Origin of the sequence: Bradyrhizobium sp. USDA 326, from assembly GCF_049739485.1 — a bacterium.
Classification (GTDB): domain Bacteria; phylum Pseudomonadota; class Alphaproteobacteria; order Rhizobiales; family Xanthobacteraceae; genus Bradyrhizobium.
The window spans coordinates 3,699,727-3,715,478 of record NZ_JBMGQA010000001.1 but is presented as its reverse complement, the minus strand read 5'-3'; the positions used below and the strand labels follow the sequence as shown (position 1 = coordinate 3,715,478).

The window sequence follows — 15,752 nt, the reverse complement described above, 5'->3', positions numbered from 1 at the left end:
GGCTTTTCGCGAAGAGAGGCTCTGGGCTCATCTAAGTTAGCATTACAGTTTCATTTTTCGTCCGAGGTGAGCGCGGCGAGCGTCGGTCTGGTGAGCTCGCCGCCAGAGCGACCATGCGAGAACACGGTCGATCGAGATGCGCCGTTGAGCGAGCTTGATAGCGATGCGACGGATTTCCTGGATCGACCAGCGGATCAGGAACGATGTTTGGTGCGCCGGCGTCGCGTTTTTTGAGCGCTGGCTCAGCATTGGCCCGATGACGGATGACGGCCATCAAGGCGAAGGCCAGCATGACGAGTGAGACATGGCGATGCCAGCCATGCCAGGAGCGGCTTTCGTTGTGATCAAGGCCGAGCTCGTTCTTGGCGGTTTCGAAGCTGTCCTCGATGGGCGAGCGATGGCCTTCTACCGACACCAGCTTCTGCATGGAGGTGCCCTCGGGGCACCAACTGGAGAAGAAGGCCAAGCTGCCGTCGGCGATGTTGCGGCGGATCAGAAGACCCCGCGTCCATTCCCCGGCAAGGTCGTCGTTGTATTCACTGACGTCGAGATCGGCCCAACTCGAGATAGGCCCTGTCGTGCCAGCGCGGACCTTTGGTCCCTCCGCCTGACGGCGGCGCCAGGCGTTCTTGGGAAGGTTCTGCGCGATCGCGGAGGCGGTGCCGGCGACAGGCTGCGGCTTGCCCCAGGAACGGAACACGTGATTGGAAGCAACACTCAGAACATAGCCTTTGCCCGCCTCGCGCAGCAGGGTTTCGATCTCGCCCGTGCCATACACGCTGTCCGCCGCCACGAACGAGAACGGCGCCCTTGCGGCGATTGCACGAGCGATCATTCGACGCGCGATCTTGGGCTGGGTCGCAAAGCCCACATCGCTCGGTACATGCGGTGCCTTCAGGCGAGCGGGGGCGTCCGTCCATTCCTTCGGCCGGTAGAGCGTGCGATCGATGAAGGCATGGCCATGCCGCGACACATAGGAGGCGAACACTCCGATCTGGCAATTGGTGATCTTGCCCGCCGAGCCAGTGTACTGGCGTGCGACGCCGCACGACGCCTTGCCCTGTTTTAAAAACCCGGTCTCATCGATAGCCAGAACCGCGTCCTCATCGGCAAACGTTTCCAGCGCGTACTCACGCAACAATGTCGCGCAGCGTGTCGGCATCCCACTGCCCCCGACCCCAGGATCGCCTGCTGGCGCCACGGGCCTGGATCGCCGGCCGCTTCAGCCCGCATCCAACCCGTCTTGCGCGGCTCGTTACCCAACAGTCCGTCGAGAAACCGTCACGCCGAGGCCGCCACCCGCTCCTGCGTAAACAGCGGACGGATGCGTTGCCTGGCATCTCGCAACGAGGAAGCCCGCAGCGTCAGCGTATCTTCAACCGACGCACCACCAATGACCAGATCCCGTATCATGGTCACCCATGGATTCAGAGCTCACCGAAAATAGCAACTGTAATACTAGGACGATAGGGCTGCTGCGCCTTTCGGCGCTGGCTCCGTTTGCTTCAGGCGATCTAGGTAGCCGCGTGCGCGCGAAATCACCGCCTCGACGACCGTGTCCAGGACGGGATCGCCGCGGGCAGGCATGGCTTCGACTTCGGCCTTGGCCACCATTGCGTGGTGCGTCACGGCCTGAGCAATCTCGGAGACGCGACGGATCGTCTGTGTTGGAGAGAGCTTGCAGTCGATGGCGAAGCGCTCCCAGTGGTTTCGTCCAAGCTGATCAGCCTGCTTCTGCCCGCCGATCTTCTGCGCCATGTTGCGTGTGATCTTCGGATATGGCGCCGCACAGATGATGTCGTAGCCTGGCACCATGGCGGCGCCGCGCGCCGATAGCATCAGCGAGTAATTTTTGGCATGGGAATCCGTGTTCCACACCATTGGATTGAAGATGGCAAGGTCGACGAAGCGAGCGGTCTCCTGTGCTGTCATGTGGCGCTGGGTCACGCCGACCATGTCGGCCAATGATGGTCCTTTTAGGCCTCTATCGTTGTTCTGGTACTTGGCAGCTGGCGGTCGGCCCAGGGCTTGGCAGAAGTCCTCCTGATGCAGCCGCCGCCACCTCTTGCCGTCATGACGGCGGTCATAGCGCTCAACCAGCAGGTAGCTACGTTCGCCTGCCGTCCCGGTCGTCACCTTCGGCGTCGGGATTCCGATCATGCGCGCGAGCGTCAGGCAGAATGCCTCGTTCTGGACGGCGCCAGGCAAGCGCTCGCCATCGGGCTTGATGATGTGGGTCGATGGCGCGCCGTCGATCGGTATGTACAGGGTGTCGCCATCCAGAGCGACGGCGAGCTTCGTCTGCACACCGGCAAGCGACATCGACACGCCATCTTCGCCGACGAGGAAGGGCTTGTGGGGTAGCTCATTGAGGATGCGCTCGAGCGCGGCCTTGTCGGGGATCTCTCGCCATTTTCCGGCGATCAGCCCGGTGCCCGGCTGTCCGACGGAGAGCGCGCCGGCGGTGTCGCGGCCCATCTCGGCAAGAAGGCCGATGACATCGGCCGGCGACTTGCCGAGCATATGACCTACGATCCCGAGAGTTGCGTTCTCCGGCAGCAGATTTGCCGCCCATGACAGAATTGCCGAGGCATCGTGCGACGCCCGCGAGAGCGGCATGGTGAGCGACACAGGGAAGGCGCCGGTCAGCCCGCGCCAGGATTCGGCATAGGTGAAGCCTGACGCTTCGTCGGCGGTCGTGATCCAGCCGACCTCTCGCGTCTCAAAGTAGACGGGAAGACGGTCCATGAGGCTCCTCCTCGTCGCTGTCGGGAATGTCCGGTGTCTCGGAAGTGTTCGCGCGGCGGGCTTGGGCATCCTTGAGAACATCCTCGATGCGCAGCCCGAGCACGTTTGCCACGTGCAGGCTGCGCCCGAGCTGACACGTGCTTTTTCCGGCCTCGAGGTCAACGATGAAGCGCTTTCCTGTCCCGCCCACCATGGCCAGCTCGTCCTGCCGGAGGCCCTGGCGTTTGCGTTCTGCCTGGATGAGGCGACCGAATGCTGCAGCGAACTCGGCGGCTTGGCGCGCGACACCGGTCTCGCCAGGAGCGTCGTTTCCGCCTGAGAGGGGAGTGCCCTTTGGACGCGTGTTCATAGCTCTCTCGTCGTAAAGTTACCGAACGGGAACTTTATGAGCTGAAACGGCGGGTGTCCAGCGAAAAGTTACCGAGCGGGAGTTTTTCGCTCAGTTCCATGGTTGAGAGGCAAAAAGTTACCGAACGGGAACTTTAACCCCAAGCCGGGGGTGGGGCGACCCAGAAAGTTACCGATCGGGAATTCTGCTGCCAATACCAACTCTGTTCTTTGAAAATCGATGACGACCCGAGGGAATCCCCGCTCATCCCGTCCAGCGAAACATGGTCCTTGGCGTCCCCTCGATGTGGCGACCTCCTCACGTTCGGCGAATGAGGTAGCGTCCTAATAGAGGTTTTGACGATCGCGATAAATGTGTCGGGGTCATACCGCCCGCTCGTGCAGTTGGCAGATTGTGCAACCCTGCGCGAACGCTTTCTCACCGCGGAAAGACAATCATTTCAGACCCATCAATAATCGCTGTCGATTTGGATCTATGCTGCGTGAGAACGATAGCACTTTACCTGAGTTAAGTGCCGCGCGCGCTTCGCAGCCGGGGCGGCAGCCAAGGCGACTGCTGCGTCACGCTGTGCGTCGATTGGATCTGCCGTTCCTGCGTCGCCGCGGCCTCTGACGGCGACTGCGCGGAGGAATAAGCAATTGGTCGCATCCGTGACCGCTTGCGTAGCGACTTCGCCGTACGAGAAATAGATGGTTGCTCAGGGAGCTCAATGCAGGCATGGCGCGGATTGACTATCCTCAAGGAATCCCATCTAGCAACTTACTTCCAGCTCGTCATGTTGTGCTTGGGACGCCAGGAAATCCGCTCGACAGCGGTCGAGGCTGTTCAGACCGGTAATTTGCGCATCTGACGAGCTTCATCGAGTCCGCCCACCCTCATCAGCTCTCTCGCCTTGCGTTCCATGAATTCAGCTGAGCAAACTGAGGAGTTGAGATAACCAATGGTCTCTAGTCTATCGGCTTCGATCAGCCCGTCCGCCGAACTTACTCAGAACAAAGCCGCCTCGATGCATAGGTGTATTCAAGGGCGAGTTGACGCGCATCTTCCATGAGATTGGCCGCGGCGCTATGTCCGCCGTCGATGTTCTCGTAATAGAAGTAAGGCTGGCCCAGCGCGGCGAGCTTCGCGGCAGCTTTGCGGCCGTGCGCTGGATGCGTGCGGTCGTCCTTGGTGGAGGTAAGAATTAAGGGAGCGGGATAGGTCTTGCCCGCCACCAGCTTCTGGTATGGCGAGTAGCCTTCGATCCACGCACGCTGCTCGGCAATGGCGGGGTCACCGTACTCGCCGATCCAGGAGGCGCCCGCGCCCAGCTTGGTGTATCGAAGCATGTCGAATAGCGGCACCTCGATGATCGCCGCGTTGAAGAGCTCGGGACGCTGGGTGATCGCGGCGCCAACGAGCAGGCCGCCCTGGCTGCCGCCAATCGCGCCCAGCTGGCGCGGACTAGTGATCTTCCGACGGATCAGGTCCTCGGCAACGGCAATGAAATCATCCCATGTCGTCTGCTTCGTTGCCGCCTGGGCCGCTTGGTGCCATTGTGGACCAAACTCACCGCCCCCGCGCAGGTTCGCAACGACATAGGCATTGCCCTGTTCGAGCCATAGCCGCCCCATCGATCCCAGATCAGAGGGCAGTTGCGACTCCTTGAAACCGCCATAGCCATGGAGAAGTGTCGGGATCGTGCCGTCAAACCTTGCGTTTTTGGGCCGCACCAGAAAATAGGGAACTGACGTGCCATCACGCGAAATGGCCTCGAGCTGCTCCACCACATGGTTCGACGCATCGAAGGCAGAGGGTGCCTTCTTCAATTCCTCCAAGCTTTTGCGTTCGGCATAAAAAGACCAAACTGAGGTTGGTCTGAGATAGCTCGAGACGGTGAATATGACCCGGTCGGCTTCATCGTAAGTGGCTGACAGGCTGACATTTGTATCTTCCGGCAGCGGGATCGGTGTCGCCGACCAAGCTCCCTGATCGTACTTGTAGAGGAACGCTTTACTCTGAACGTTCTCAAGGATCGTCAGAATCAAAAAGTTCCTTGTGTGAGTGAACTCGCTCAGTGCCTGCCGGGGCCCAGGCTGAAAGACGAGCGATGGTCTGGCGCGCAACGGATCCTGTTTCCATTCATCGAGGTCATACGAGATCATCGAGCCGGCCGTGAAGCGGATGCCCTCGGACGGTATCCAGTCCTCATCAAGTTTCACAAGCAGGCGGCCGCACGCGAGCGTGGCGATCTCGGCCTTCTTCGGCAGATTGAGCTTGATGGGCCCATCGGGGCGGAAGACCACATACTCGGACTCGAAAGTGCTGATTGCGCGGGCGGCGCCGGTCGCATGAATATGACCCTCGCTGTCACGAAGCACGAAGGGGGACGCCCCAACGTCGGTGGGCTCGCCCCGAAAGATCTCGCGAGCCTCACTGAGCGGCTGAGCACGTTTGAGCTCCTTCACCACAAAAGCGTAGCCGGCTTGCGTCAAAGTCCCCTCGCCCCAGTCCCGTGCAACAAGGAGGGTGTCACCATCGACCCAGCTGACGTCCTGCTTGCCCTCGGGCAGATGAAAGCCGTCCGCGACGAAGGTCTTGGCGGCGCGATCGAACTCTCGTATGGACACGGCATCCTTTCCGCCATCGGAAAGACTAATCAGGCAACGGCGCTCTTCAGGCGGAAGGCAGCTGCGACCTTGAAAGACCCAATTTCTGTTTTCGGCGGCAGCTAAGGCGTCCACGTCGAGAATGGTTTCCCACTTTGGGTGTTGGCTACGATCGCTCTCACGCGTGGTGCGCCGCCAGACGCCGCGCACCTGATTCTCGTCTCGCCAGAACTGCTCCAAACCGCCCCCTTCGAATGGAACATCTGCGATCCGATCTTTGGCCTGCAGGATGGAGAGCGCCTGTTCGTAGAAGCGCCGATAGCGAGGATCTGACTGAAGCACCCCGAGCGTCTTCTCGTTCTCGCCGCGAGCCCAAGCCAACGCGCCTGGCCCTTCCATCTCCTCAAGCCAAAGGAATGGGTCGTCAGTCACCGCCGCATCCGTTCGCTCCTTTGAAAGCGCCGTGGACGTGGCGCTAGCAATCGAAGGCAACACCGCGGACAAGAGTGGTGGCGTGTTCATGGACTTTTTCTCGATAAGATCGGCGGGCCACGCTGGCCGGCCCTGGCGCGTCAGGCAGACGCGGCGGAAACCGTGCAAGCGCATGACATAGCGCGGCTTGCGCTATGTCATGCGCCGCTTACTGCAAGCTGCGTGCCGGCTAAGGAGTCGCAAGTTTCAGCCGTTCGGGGGCTGCACGGCCATGTTCCGTTGCCGCCATTGGTTGCCAAGCGGACATCACAGCCTGTCGGCGGACAGCCTGTGAGACAGCGCCAGCTTTTTTCGATCTTCAGTGGCAAGACTGGGACGCAGCGATGCTGCTTACCTCCGCATGCGAGGTTCTCCTGGTTGGCGTCACCGGGCAGACTTGTCGACGGGCATCATCAGGACAACGATCAGCGCATTGATCAGCAGCCAGATCGACATCATGCCAAGGTGGTATGCATGGCGATCTCGACACCTCGGCTGCAAGCATTGCCTAGTTGGAGGAGCTTTTTCCTTGCGCAACATGCGAAGTCACACCGATAACTCGGTTCGTTAACTGATTGCCGGGAGAATTGCGCTCGAGACAAGGAGAGTAAAAATGCCCAAGAAACGGCCTACGCTGCAACACCTCTTGGCGGTTCAAGGCTCGTGCAACCCTCGCTGCGAACTGTTCCGTGACGGTGCTGTTGCGGCCTAGAGCAAGCGCCGCTTTCCGCCGCGGAGCGATCAACGGGCACCAGCGCGCCGACTGGCGCCGCCCCCCCTCGCATCAGCGTCGTTTAGGCATAGAACATGAATTGATTGTATCGCCCCCATTCTGGTGATGGACCACTCATATGATGCCTTGATTTCCTAGGCCTGCGCCGTGCGCAAGAACCGCGTCAGCGCCAAAGACCTGGATTGCTCCTCTGTCCTGCTACAGAAGTCTGTCATCCACCGTGCTATGCTTTTCGTTCGGTCAGTCCTCTCGGGCACCGAGCTCTTGTCCGCGATGACCATGGCGTGAAGCTGTCGCCGCTGGCAGATCCCAGAGTATGTCCTGTGTATGGTTCAGTGGGGCCACTAAAGCGTCAAAGGCCGACATCACGGCTCCATAGGGCAGCCTCCTTCAACGCGGCATCAGCGGGATCGATCTCGTTATAGGCGGTCAGCGCCGAGGCATAATCTTGATACAAGGGGATTTGAGCCTCGTTGGTCCAGCCCATACCGAGATGATGGACTCGGGCTCCTGGTTGACCATCGAGACGGTCCTCCACCTCGCCCGACCCAACAGCATCGGAAGGACCTGCACTTCGCTTAAGAGAATCTTTCTTCAAGCTGTCCCGGCCCGCAACCTTGGCCCTGTCAGGTGTGGCCCTGCGCGGTTATACAACTGCGCATCAGAACACCCATCTGGCTATGTGATTGAAGAGAAGAGATTTTGTTGAGCGGGATGCGATCCCGCGGGGTATTTTGGGTTCTGTCGCGCTCGTTCGGCGATAGATCGAGCAGCAGTTGTTATCAGCGAGGTGCGGGCGAAGATCCAAGGACCATCCGGAAGAGGATGGATGGATTCGATCTCGCCGGCTTCAGCGGCCAGCCGGAGCGTCTTGGGCGCGATCTTCAGGAGCTTTGCGGCGTTGCCAAGGTTGAGCCATGGCTCGATCCCGTCCTCGGCAGGCTTGAACACCGGGATGTGGTAGTTCGAGCGCATTGATGTGACGCGCTCGCGGGTCCAGCGATTGCCGTTGCCGGTCTTGAGGCCGTTGCGATTGAGGAGGCCGGCAATCAGATCGTCGCTGGCGATCAGCACCAGTTGACGCACGGCCTGGACGATATCGGCCGAGGTGCTGTTGCGCTGTCCGCGCCGGCGCTTCGGCAAGCGCAACTCGCTGTGGGCGCCCCCCACCCAATGAACGATGAGAACGATCTCCGAGGCCGCGTCGTCGATATCGGCCACGACCTCATGGATGAGGGTGCGCACAATGCGCTTCTTAAGACGAGCATCCGTCGTCCGCGCATCCCAGACCGTTTTGAGGTTCGAGGCCAGAACGCCGAACGAAGCTGGATCAGCAAGGGGTGCGGGCGTCGCCACATCATGCATGGCGATCTTGGCCTCAACCTCCGCCGCGTGAGCGAGCGCCCTGTTCCAGCGCGCTTCCAGCTCACTGGCCACCAGCCGGTTCGCGGGATCAGCGGCATCGTATTGCCGGAAAGCCCTGTCGGCGGCATAGCGCGCCGCTTCGAGGTCGCGACTGAGAGCATCGCGTACCTGATCGCGCCGCTCCCTGGCTCCCTTGGCGGCAGCGGTTGCGGCGGCGACAGCGCCCGGACCGACGACTCCAAGCAGCGATTCCTCGATGGCGTCATCGACGCGCAGTCCGCCGAAGGCGATGCAGTGGGCCCCGCCATTATCCATCCAGGCACGGCTGCAGCTGTAGCGCGGGATATGGTTTTCCATGCCGGAGTAGCGGAGTGTGAGCTTACGACCGCAGCGCTTGCAGCGGATCAGACCGGCCAGCAACGCGTCACCATGCTTGGGCGCGCCGTGATGCCGACTGGTGGGAACATTGCTGCTGACCATGGTGCGAATCGCCTCGAACTTCTCCCAGCTCACATACCCTTCGTGAGTGTTGGGCTTCAGCGTCAGCCATTCGTTCCGCGCCTTGCGGCGGATCTTCACGCGCACGCCCGCGGTGCCATATCCCGCCGCCACAGCTGTCTTACCATAGGCATAGGCGCCGCCGTAGACCGGGTTCTCAATGATCCGGTGGATGGCAGAGTAGTTTGGTCGCCGCCAGGCCGTGTCGCCGTTGGTCTGCTTCACCGGAAGATCGAGATTGTACTCGTGGAGCCAGCAGAGCGCCTGACGCGCGCTTCCCAGTTCCTCGACCTTGTCGAACACCAGCTTGATCGCCTCCTGGACACGCCGATCCGGGTCTTTCTCATAACGATCGCCGGCCTTCACGAAGCCGACGGGCGCTGTCACAACCAACTCGCCCCGGCGCGCCTTCTCGTAGCGTGCCGAGAGCGAGCGCTGGCGCAACAGATCCAGCTCGTACTCGTTGAGGCTGCCCTTGAGCCCGAGCAGCAGGCGGTCGTTGCCGTGTCTTGGCGCATAGATGGTCTCTTGATCGACCAGAACGGTGTCGACCACGCGGCACATCTCGATGAGTTGCTGCCAATCCCGGCTGTTGCGGGCGAAGCGCGAGACCTCGCGGGCGCAAACCGCACCAACCTTGCCAAGGCAAACCTCCGCTACCATCCGCTCAAAACCAGCGCGTTGTATGCCGCCGGCGGCTGAACGACCGAGATCATCATCGATCACTTCAACCTCTGACCACCCGAGAGCCGTCAGCCGGTCCCGCATGGCGTATTGCAGCGCGCTGCTCTCGCGATTGTGCAACACCTGATGGGCCGAGGATTGACGCACGTAAAGAATCGCCTTGCGCTCCAGATGATGAGGCCTGACCTTGTCAGAGATCATGATCGACCTCCTTCGCGGGCAGCGTTGCTGTCCTCGCAGCATGGTCGAGGATCAACTGCGTCATCAGGCTCGTGAGGGCCGCCCGGGCTTCCGCCGGCAACTCCAGCCATGCGGGCGCGCCGATGGCGCCGTTTGACAGGCCACTCCCGAACAGATCCATCTGCGGCTGCGGCTGCGGCTGCGGCTGCGGCTGCGGCTGCGGCTGCGGCCGCGGTTGTCGATTGTGTCGGTATCCGCTCCCTGGCATTGCCGTCTGGCGTGACATGAGTCGCTCCCCGATTCTGGTCGTGAGAGACTCTGGATGCGCTAGAAAGCAGGGCAGCTGATGACGTTCGACCCTTCAACGCCAGATCGAGAAGCGCAGAGAGCGCCGCAAGTGCATCGATGCTGACAAACGGCTGAGCTGCCAAAAGCTCGGCGTCAGGGCATGCTGCCCGATCGAACATCCATGCTGGAACCTCCAACCATCGATCCGCTTGCGATCCATCCAGAGAGCAGCGGAAAGTGACATCATCAGCCTTCCCGACCGTTCCATGAACGCAAACTCGGCGACCAAACCAGGGATGAAATCGATAAAGAACCTCGCGAAAAACGGTTTTGTGGGCGTTCTTGAGTCTTGTTGTACAACGATGCGCGACCACACTCGCAGGATGGAAAACGCCCTCCGAGTTCGCCTTCAGCTGTCACCCGCGCCGGAATCTGGCGCTGCGCTATGCCGAAAGCTCCGCCGCCAGCTCCCGTCGCTGCCACCACCCAACCGGGCAAATCCAACAGCCGGAGCGAACTCAGGATTGGATAAAACTTGGGGGCAAGGTCACAAGCCTTCCCTCGCTGGCTCTCCGTTCTCCGCACCCAGCGTCTCCGTCATCTCGGCTTCGAGGGTCTTCCTGCGGATCAGCGGCTTCAGGAACTCCTTGTCCGACCTCAACAACTCTTTGACTGCAGAGACATCCGTCTTAATCGTCGTCACGGTCATGGCGGGTCCAAGCTCCTCTACGAGCGGTGATCTTCGCAACCACCGGACTTGCCATGACCGCTTCAGCCGCTCAGCTTTTGCAGAACTTCCCGCAGGCTACCTCATAAACCTCATAAAAGTGTGCTCGATACTCCGCTCTGAGTTAGGACCCCGTGGGCTCCGCCGCGGCTGCTCGGTGCCGATCCTTTGGAGCATGGCCATCACCTGGGTGATGCCCGGCTCCCGCTGCGCGGGACGGGCATGGCCGGCGGTCTTACCGCGAGCGCTGGCGGCGAGGCCACGTTCTGCTGTCTGAATGACGTCCGGCGGACCGCACCGCATCGACGCAAAGTCTTAGAGGGTGGAAAGTGGTCTTCAGATTCGAGCCAGAAGCGGACGCGAAAAGGCGCTCTTGCCGGTTCGCTTTGACCTGGACCCTCGAGCTGACTACTGTCTCCGTACGTTTTTGGAGGTTGGTGCAACCGGATTACCGCCAGTCCGATGAGCTGCAAGCGAGAATGCCAATCGCGCGCAGCGCGGCAGCCGCCTTCGCGAGTGGAGTAATTGTCTCGACGGTTCCGATTTCGTTGCTGGGCATGGCGTCAATTCGTCGCAGCAGTCGCGCGAAGCTGCCGACTTGTCTGTCCAGAAGAGCGACGTCGACGTAGTCGCCCGGTTCAATACTAAGTAGGTACTGCGGCACGGTGACGAGCGCGATGTTTGGGATGCCCTTTAGGTAGAGCGGCTGGCCTTCGCCGAACTGAATGAGTGCGTTTGGGGCTGACACTCTCGGCGCTTGTCCGGTTGTACGCCACTCTGATTCGATAAGCGCCGTCAGCTCCGGATTGGAGGCCTAGAGCAGTTCGGGTTCGGGGTTGCCTGTCGGGCCATAGGTATTTTTGAGAGGATCGTCACGGTATTCCCGAGCACCGAGGTGCTCGATCACCAGACCTGCCACTGCGTGGCGATTTCCCGGACCACCGGCCCACCACTGCGGGTGGTCCCGCAACCAGCGCGAAGTGGCTTGGCCATGATCGGTGACCGCCGGGATTCGGAGGTGTCCAGCGGTTAACACGAAGACGGCTGTGCGTGCCAACGGTCGAGCGACAGTCTGGCGCGCGAGTTCGACCAAACCGACGTGGCCGTTCTCCTCGACAATGTTTGTACCGTCACTGTGGCTTACCACGAGCACAGTTTCGTGGGCTGCGCTGTTACCTTCCACGGCCGCCCATATTGTTCGCATAGTGCTGTCTCGCTCGATCACGGCGTCGACGACGAGCGTCGCCCGCATGGCCCGTGAGGCGGCGTCCAGCACCAAGTCGGCGTCGTCTCCAGCCACGAAGACCGCTGGAATGTTCTGGTAGGGCAACGTGAACGGTAAGTACTGTCCTTTGGCGTTGAAAATGCTTATGCCACGCCAGGCGAAGATCACCGCCTCAACGCCAGCTCGTCTAGCACGCGCCAGACCGAGGCCGGCGAACGTGGCAGGAAGCAGCGGCATAGTGGTCTTGCCCCATGCACGCGCCCGATCCCAAGTCTTGACCGCCGCATCAAACGGGAACTCCCGATTTCGGACCTCGACGACCGCAATTCCGCCGCGCGCTTTGGTCCATCGCGGTATTGGACCGCGCAATCTGTACAACTGCTTCTCGGTCCCTAGGGGGCCGGTGGTCCCGGAGTAGGGAAAGACCGAAGAGATCGCTATATCGCGCCCGTCGATCTTAAGACGCAGACCGTCGGGGTTTTCTGCAGCCATGCTCCAGCGATCGAAACGCAAGACGTCCTCGTGAACTCGCATACCGAAATCGGCCCACTGCTGTTTAACATGCTCTGCAAGTTGATCGTGGCTCTTTGAGCCCGAGATTCGGGAGCCAAGGGACTCCAAGTACATCAGCTCGGCGCGGATGGTATCGTGGTCCACGGCGAAGAACTCCATTCCGCGGATTTCGGCAGGGAGAAAGTGCCCCAACAACTAATATCTCTGCTCGGTCCGGAGGAAGTCGCCAGATTCGACGACTTCAGCGCGGCTGGTTCTTTTCTGCAAAGGGAACGCATCGGTATCTGCTCGCTTCTTTCGTCAAGCTAATTCTTGAACTTCGAGCCCTCCGTTACCATCAGCGCTCAGGATCCGGAACACACAATAGGCGCGCGTCGAACATGTTTGGCCGCTCCAGCCGCAAGCGTCAGAGTACAACGTGCAGGACGAACTGGCTTCATCCTGTGCCAACTACGAGGCGCATCGACATTGCCCTCAGTTGCCACGCCTGGCGCTCAAGCCGATGGTCATCCTTTACGCCAAGCGTCGACGCTTTACTCAGCCTTCATTTGTGCCAACGGATTTTCGGTAACATCGCCGGTGATTGGCGGCTGCTCAAGCACCTGAGCAAACCGCCCTAGGAGGTCGATCGTCTTCGGCGACATTTCCGCGATGGGACCAGGTACATAGCGTGCGACCAGGCAGGCGCGGCGGCGCTCCTCAGAGTCATCCAGCAGCAATGGCAGGGTCTCGATTGCTTGCTCCCGTTCCAAAGTGGCGATGATGGTCTGTTGGCGAGTGATTGTATCAGACGGTCAGAAGGGACCGAGCGGAACGGCTCGTTCTGCGTCAGGACGCGTGACCAGCGATCGAGACGATCGCGGCGGATACCGCCGCGATCGCTCACAAGCAGCGCCATCATGCGGATGACGGCCTCGATAAAGCCGCCGGTCGCGATCATCTTAAGCGCACACTGAACGTCCGGGCGCGACCTCAATTCTTCTGGCGTCATTTGCCTCGCCTGCACTTCGTAGCGATCACCAAAATAGTGCTGCAAAGGAGTGTTCCACATGCTGTGGAACGTCAGCTCATACATCATGTCGCGCAGGTCGCGCCAGTAGATCATCGCCTGTGCGATATGCTGCACATACAAGGCTTCCGCCAGCAGGAATGGATTATCTACTCTGGCCTTGGCTCGAGACTGGCGAACCTGCTCGCTTATGGACTTGAAGCCAGCCAGCATCAGATTTCGCGAAGAAATTAGCGCTCGCGACAGGCGCTCCGGGTGAACACTACGGCAAGCTTGGGCCGTGAAGGTCGTGACTGCAGCTCTGACGAAGGGGCGGGCGATTGTGTGATAGATCTGTGCCTGAAGTTCAGACGCCCGGTCAACTGCACCGAAAGGGAACTCATCGCGATAGTTGTCGTTCAATGCCCGGATGTCCTTGAAGCTGCGTTCGACTAGTTCAACACTGAAGCTTTTTCGTCCATCGTGTTCCTGAACATCTTTGACGCACATTTCGTAGAGGCCGGGCATTAACGCTTCGATTGCCTCAAGCGTGGTTGCAACTTGCCGGAACTCCCTATTGACAACTTTTGAAGAGACGAAGATGCCGAGGTGCCCGATGTCGTCATGCACCATATAGATAATGTGTTGGCCGCGAACGCGGATCTCCTCCTCGTCCTCGTAAACATCTGTGATCCAATTCAGAGCCTGCTGGGGCGGCGTCACTTTGTCGCCATGGCTGGCAAACACGATGATCGGCGCCCGGATCTGCTTGAGATCCACGTGCTGACGCTCCGATCCCAGGTAGGCCATGTTTTTGCCGAGCCGGTTGCCGATGAACAAGTTTTCGAGAATCCAGCAGATCTCGTTTTCGTGCAGCAAGCAGAAGCTGCTCCACCACTTCTCGGTGGCAAGAAAGCTTTCGCGCGTCGTATCCACGTCGCGGAAAAGCTCGGCGTACTTGAGGAACAGCCGGCGCTCGGGATTGAGCATCTCGAAATTATGTATGAGATTGGCTCCATCAAACATGCCCTGGCCAAGGTCGCACAGAAACATCGGGATCCAGACTCCGCCGAATATGCCGGCAATGTAGCGGAAAGCGTTGTCGCCGATGTTTCCCGACACAGCCGTCACCGGTGATCCATTGATGACGACGGGTCCTGTCAAGTCAGGGTTTGTTGCGGCCAGAACGAGGGTCGCCCAGCCTGCTTGGCAGTTGCCGATAATGGCCGGCAGAGGCGCGCGCGGATGCCGGCGGATCACTTCTCGAACAAACGCCGCTTCCGCATAGGCCACATCAGAGAGTTGCTGATCCTGCTCCGGATCGCGACGGAAGCTCACCAGATACACTGGATGACCTTCGCGCAAGGCGACGCCGAGCTGACTATCGTGCTCGTGGGCTCCCACACCCGCAGTGTGTCCCGCACGTGGAGGGATGATAACAAAGGGCCGACGACGGGAGTAATCGACCGTAACATCTTGCGGCGGGATGATGCGCAGCAATACGAAGTTGGACTTTACGGGAAGATCCCTTCCGTCCATGATCTTCTCGTACTCGTAGAAAAGAACCGGCTGACAGCCTGCCGCCTCATGTTCAAGGAAGAGGTCGCCGCTCTCCCGGAGAAGATCGATTAGCAATATAGCGCGCTCGCCCGCGTCGCGGGTGTATTCACGCCAGGCAACCCCAAGCTGTCCATCGTCACGCAGGTTCCGGAGATCTTTGGCCAGACGTTCGCCGCTTGCCAAGAGCTCGGGCAGGCGCATAAAGACCATTTCGCAGCCGCGCTTGACCCGCAGTATCCAGGCAACTTGTAGAATGTTGATGGTCTTCGCGCCCTGTTGGACCATGCGATCAGCGTGGAGTCTGAATGGGCTGCGGGTGAGCGCGTGCTCGAGTTCTGCATGTTGCGCTTCCATTGACTGGGCCAAGTTGGAGCGCTGGAACGAGTCAGACATGGCCTGACCTCCTCTGTTCTAGAGTCGATGCCGCCCCGTAGTGCTGATTCACGCTGTGGTGCCGGATTGCCTGTCTACGGCATCTTTCATCCGGCAAACTGCTCGCAAGCGAGGTCAGTGTGACCAAGAAAGCGTAACCTCAAGAGGACGTTTTGCGAGCAGGGGTGACTTTCCACGACGTTCCCGAATCGCTCTATGCAAAGTCGATGCCAGGCATCTTGTTGCTGCCGAGACGAAGTATGGCCAAGCAACTTCCGTCTTCCTGTTCTGCTGCACAGGTTTTGTCTGATCGAAAACCAACACTGGCAGAAATCAGACACTGCGGATCACCTTTGTTAGATAGCGGACGTCTGTACATTCCTTGCTGGCGTTTACACGAGCGTCGCGAGCCCGTGTAGCTGACACCCAAGCGAGAATGCAATGCTCGGCGTTGTGATTGGGA

The 15,752-nt window shown here is 60.0% G+C and carries 10 protein-coding genes and 2 pseudogenes; 1 reads left to right on the top strand and 11 read right to left on the bottom strand.

Translation table 11 applies throughout. The annotated features are described in order from the left end of the window. Positions 1-31: 31 nt before the first annotated feature. The 7 genes from ABIG06_RS17560 to ABIG06_RS17530 all read right to left on the bottom strand — a co-directional run bounded on the left by ABIG06_RS17560 (position 32) and on the right by ABIG06_RS17530 (position 9,797). Positions 32-1,162: an IS701 family transposase gene (locus ABIG06_RS17560; RefSeq protein WP_370124235.1), complete on the bottom strand. Its 1,131-nt coding sequence runs from the start codon at positions 1,160-1,162 to the stop codon at positions 32-34. Between the two features lie 296 nt (positions 1,163-1,458). Beyond that, entirely contained in the window at positions 1,459-2,748 is a 1,290-nt protein-coding gene (locus tag ABIG06_RS17555; protein ID WP_124163916.1) for a type II toxin-antitoxin system HipA family toxin, read from the bottom strand. Then, positions 2,723-3,097, bottom strand: coding sequence for a helix-turn-helix domain-containing protein (locus ABIG06_RS17550; RefSeq protein WP_124163915.1), 375 nt, complete (start codon positions 3,095-3,097; stop codon positions 2,723-2,725). Before ABIG06_RS17550 ends, ABIG06_RS17555 begins: the two co-directional genes overlap by 26 nt. Before the next feature lie 983 nt (positions 3,098-4,080). Further along, the gene (locus ABIG06_RS17545; RefSeq protein WP_124163914.1) at positions 4,081-6,207 is read right to left on the bottom strand and encodes a prolyl oligopeptidase family serine peptidase; all 2,127 of its coding nucleotides are present in this window, start codon (positions 6,205-6,207) and stop codon (positions 4,081-4,083) included. Between the two features lie 1,034 nt (positions 6,208-7,241). Then, on the bottom strand, positions 7,242-7,487 hold the full coding sequence (locus ABIG06_RS17540) for a hypothetical protein (protein WP_124163913.1): 246 nt from the start codon (positions 7,485-7,487) through the stop codon (positions 7,242-7,244). An 80-nt stretch (positions 7,488-7,567) separates the two neighbouring features. After that, a complete protein-coding gene (locus ABIG06_RS17535) occupies positions 7,568-9,637 on the bottom strand; it encodes a recombinase family protein (protein WP_158672256.1) in 2,070 nt (689 codons plus the stop codon). Next, positions 9,627-9,797: a hypothetical protein gene (locus tag ABIG06_RS17530; RefSeq protein ID WP_158626816.1), complete on the bottom strand. Its 171-nt coding sequence runs from the start codon at positions 9,795-9,797 to the stop codon at positions 9,627-9,629. Before ABIG06_RS17530 ends, ABIG06_RS17535 begins: the two co-directional genes overlap by 11 nt. Positions 9,798-10,259: 462 nt before the next feature. Between ABIG06_RS17530 and ABIG06_RS17525 the strand changes: the two are divergent. Beyond that, a pseudogene (locus ABIG06_RS17525) lies at positions 10,260-10,436 on the top strand (IS3 family transposase); the annotation flags it as partial. Between the two features lie 19 nt (positions 10,437-10,455). On the opposite strand, the pseudogene ABIG06_RS17520 reads toward ABIG06_RS17525, so the two are convergent. The 4 genes and pseudogenes from ABIG06_RS17520 to ABIG06_RS17505 form a co-directional block, all read right to left on the bottom strand. Next, positions 10,456-10,613, bottom strand: a pseudogene (locus ABIG06_RS17520) (IS256 family transposase); the annotation flags it as partial. A 466-nt stretch (positions 10,614-11,079) separates the two neighbouring features. Next, positions 11,080-11,379, bottom strand: a complete 300-nt coding sequence (locus tag ABIG06_RS17515; RefSeq protein WP_124163951.1) for a hypothetical protein — start codon at positions 11,377-11,379, stop codon at positions 11,080-11,082. A 66-nt stretch (positions 11,380-11,445) separates the two neighbouring features. Continuing rightward, complete coding sequence (locus ABIG06_RS17510) at positions 11,446-12,528, bottom strand: hypothetical protein (protein WP_124163950.1); 1,083 nt, start codon at positions 12,526-12,528, stop codon at positions 11,446-11,448. 457 nt (positions 12,529-12,985) lie between these two features. Beyond that, entirely contained in the window at positions 12,986-15,310 is a 2,325-nt protein-coding gene (locus ABIG06_RS17505; protein ID WP_424578357.1) for a DUF3141 domain-containing protein, read from the bottom strand. Between the last annotated feature and the right edge of the window lie 442 nt (positions 15,311-15,752).

Bases quoted from the DNA above. Each gene is read 5' to 3' on its own strand.
- ABIG06_RS17545 (WP_124163914.1), bottom strand. From the start codon at position 6,207: ATGAACACGCCACCACTCTTGTCCGCGGTGTTGCCTTCGATTGCTAGC.
- ABIG06_RS17560 (WP_370124235.1), bottom strand. From the start codon at position 1,162: ATGCCGACACGCTGCGCGACATTGTTGCGTGAGTACGCGCTGGAAACG.
- ABIG06_RS17505 (WP_424578357.1), bottom strand. From the start codon at position 15,310: ATGTCTGACTCGTTCCAGCGCTCCAACTTGGCCCAGTCAATGGAAGCG.
- ABIG06_RS17535 (WP_158672256.1), bottom strand. From the start codon at position 9,637: ATGATCTCTGACAAGGTCAGGCCTCATCATCTGGAGCGCAAGGCGATT.
- ABIG06_RS17550 (WP_124163915.1), bottom strand. From the start codon at position 3,097: ATGAACACGCGTCCAAAGGGCACTCCCCTCTCAGGCGGAAACGACGCT.
- ABIG06_RS17530 (WP_158626816.1), bottom strand. From the start codon at position 9,797: ATGGATCTGTTCGGGAGTGGCCTGTCAAACGGCGCCATCGGCGCGCCC.
- ABIG06_RS17555 (WP_124163916.1), bottom strand. From the start codon at position 2,748: ATGGACCGTCTTCCCGTCTACTTTGAGACGCGAGAGGTCGGCTGGATC.
- ABIG06_RS17510 (WP_124163950.1), bottom strand. From the start codon at position 12,528: ATGGAGTTCTTCGCCGTGGACCACGATACCATCCGCGCCGAGCTGATG.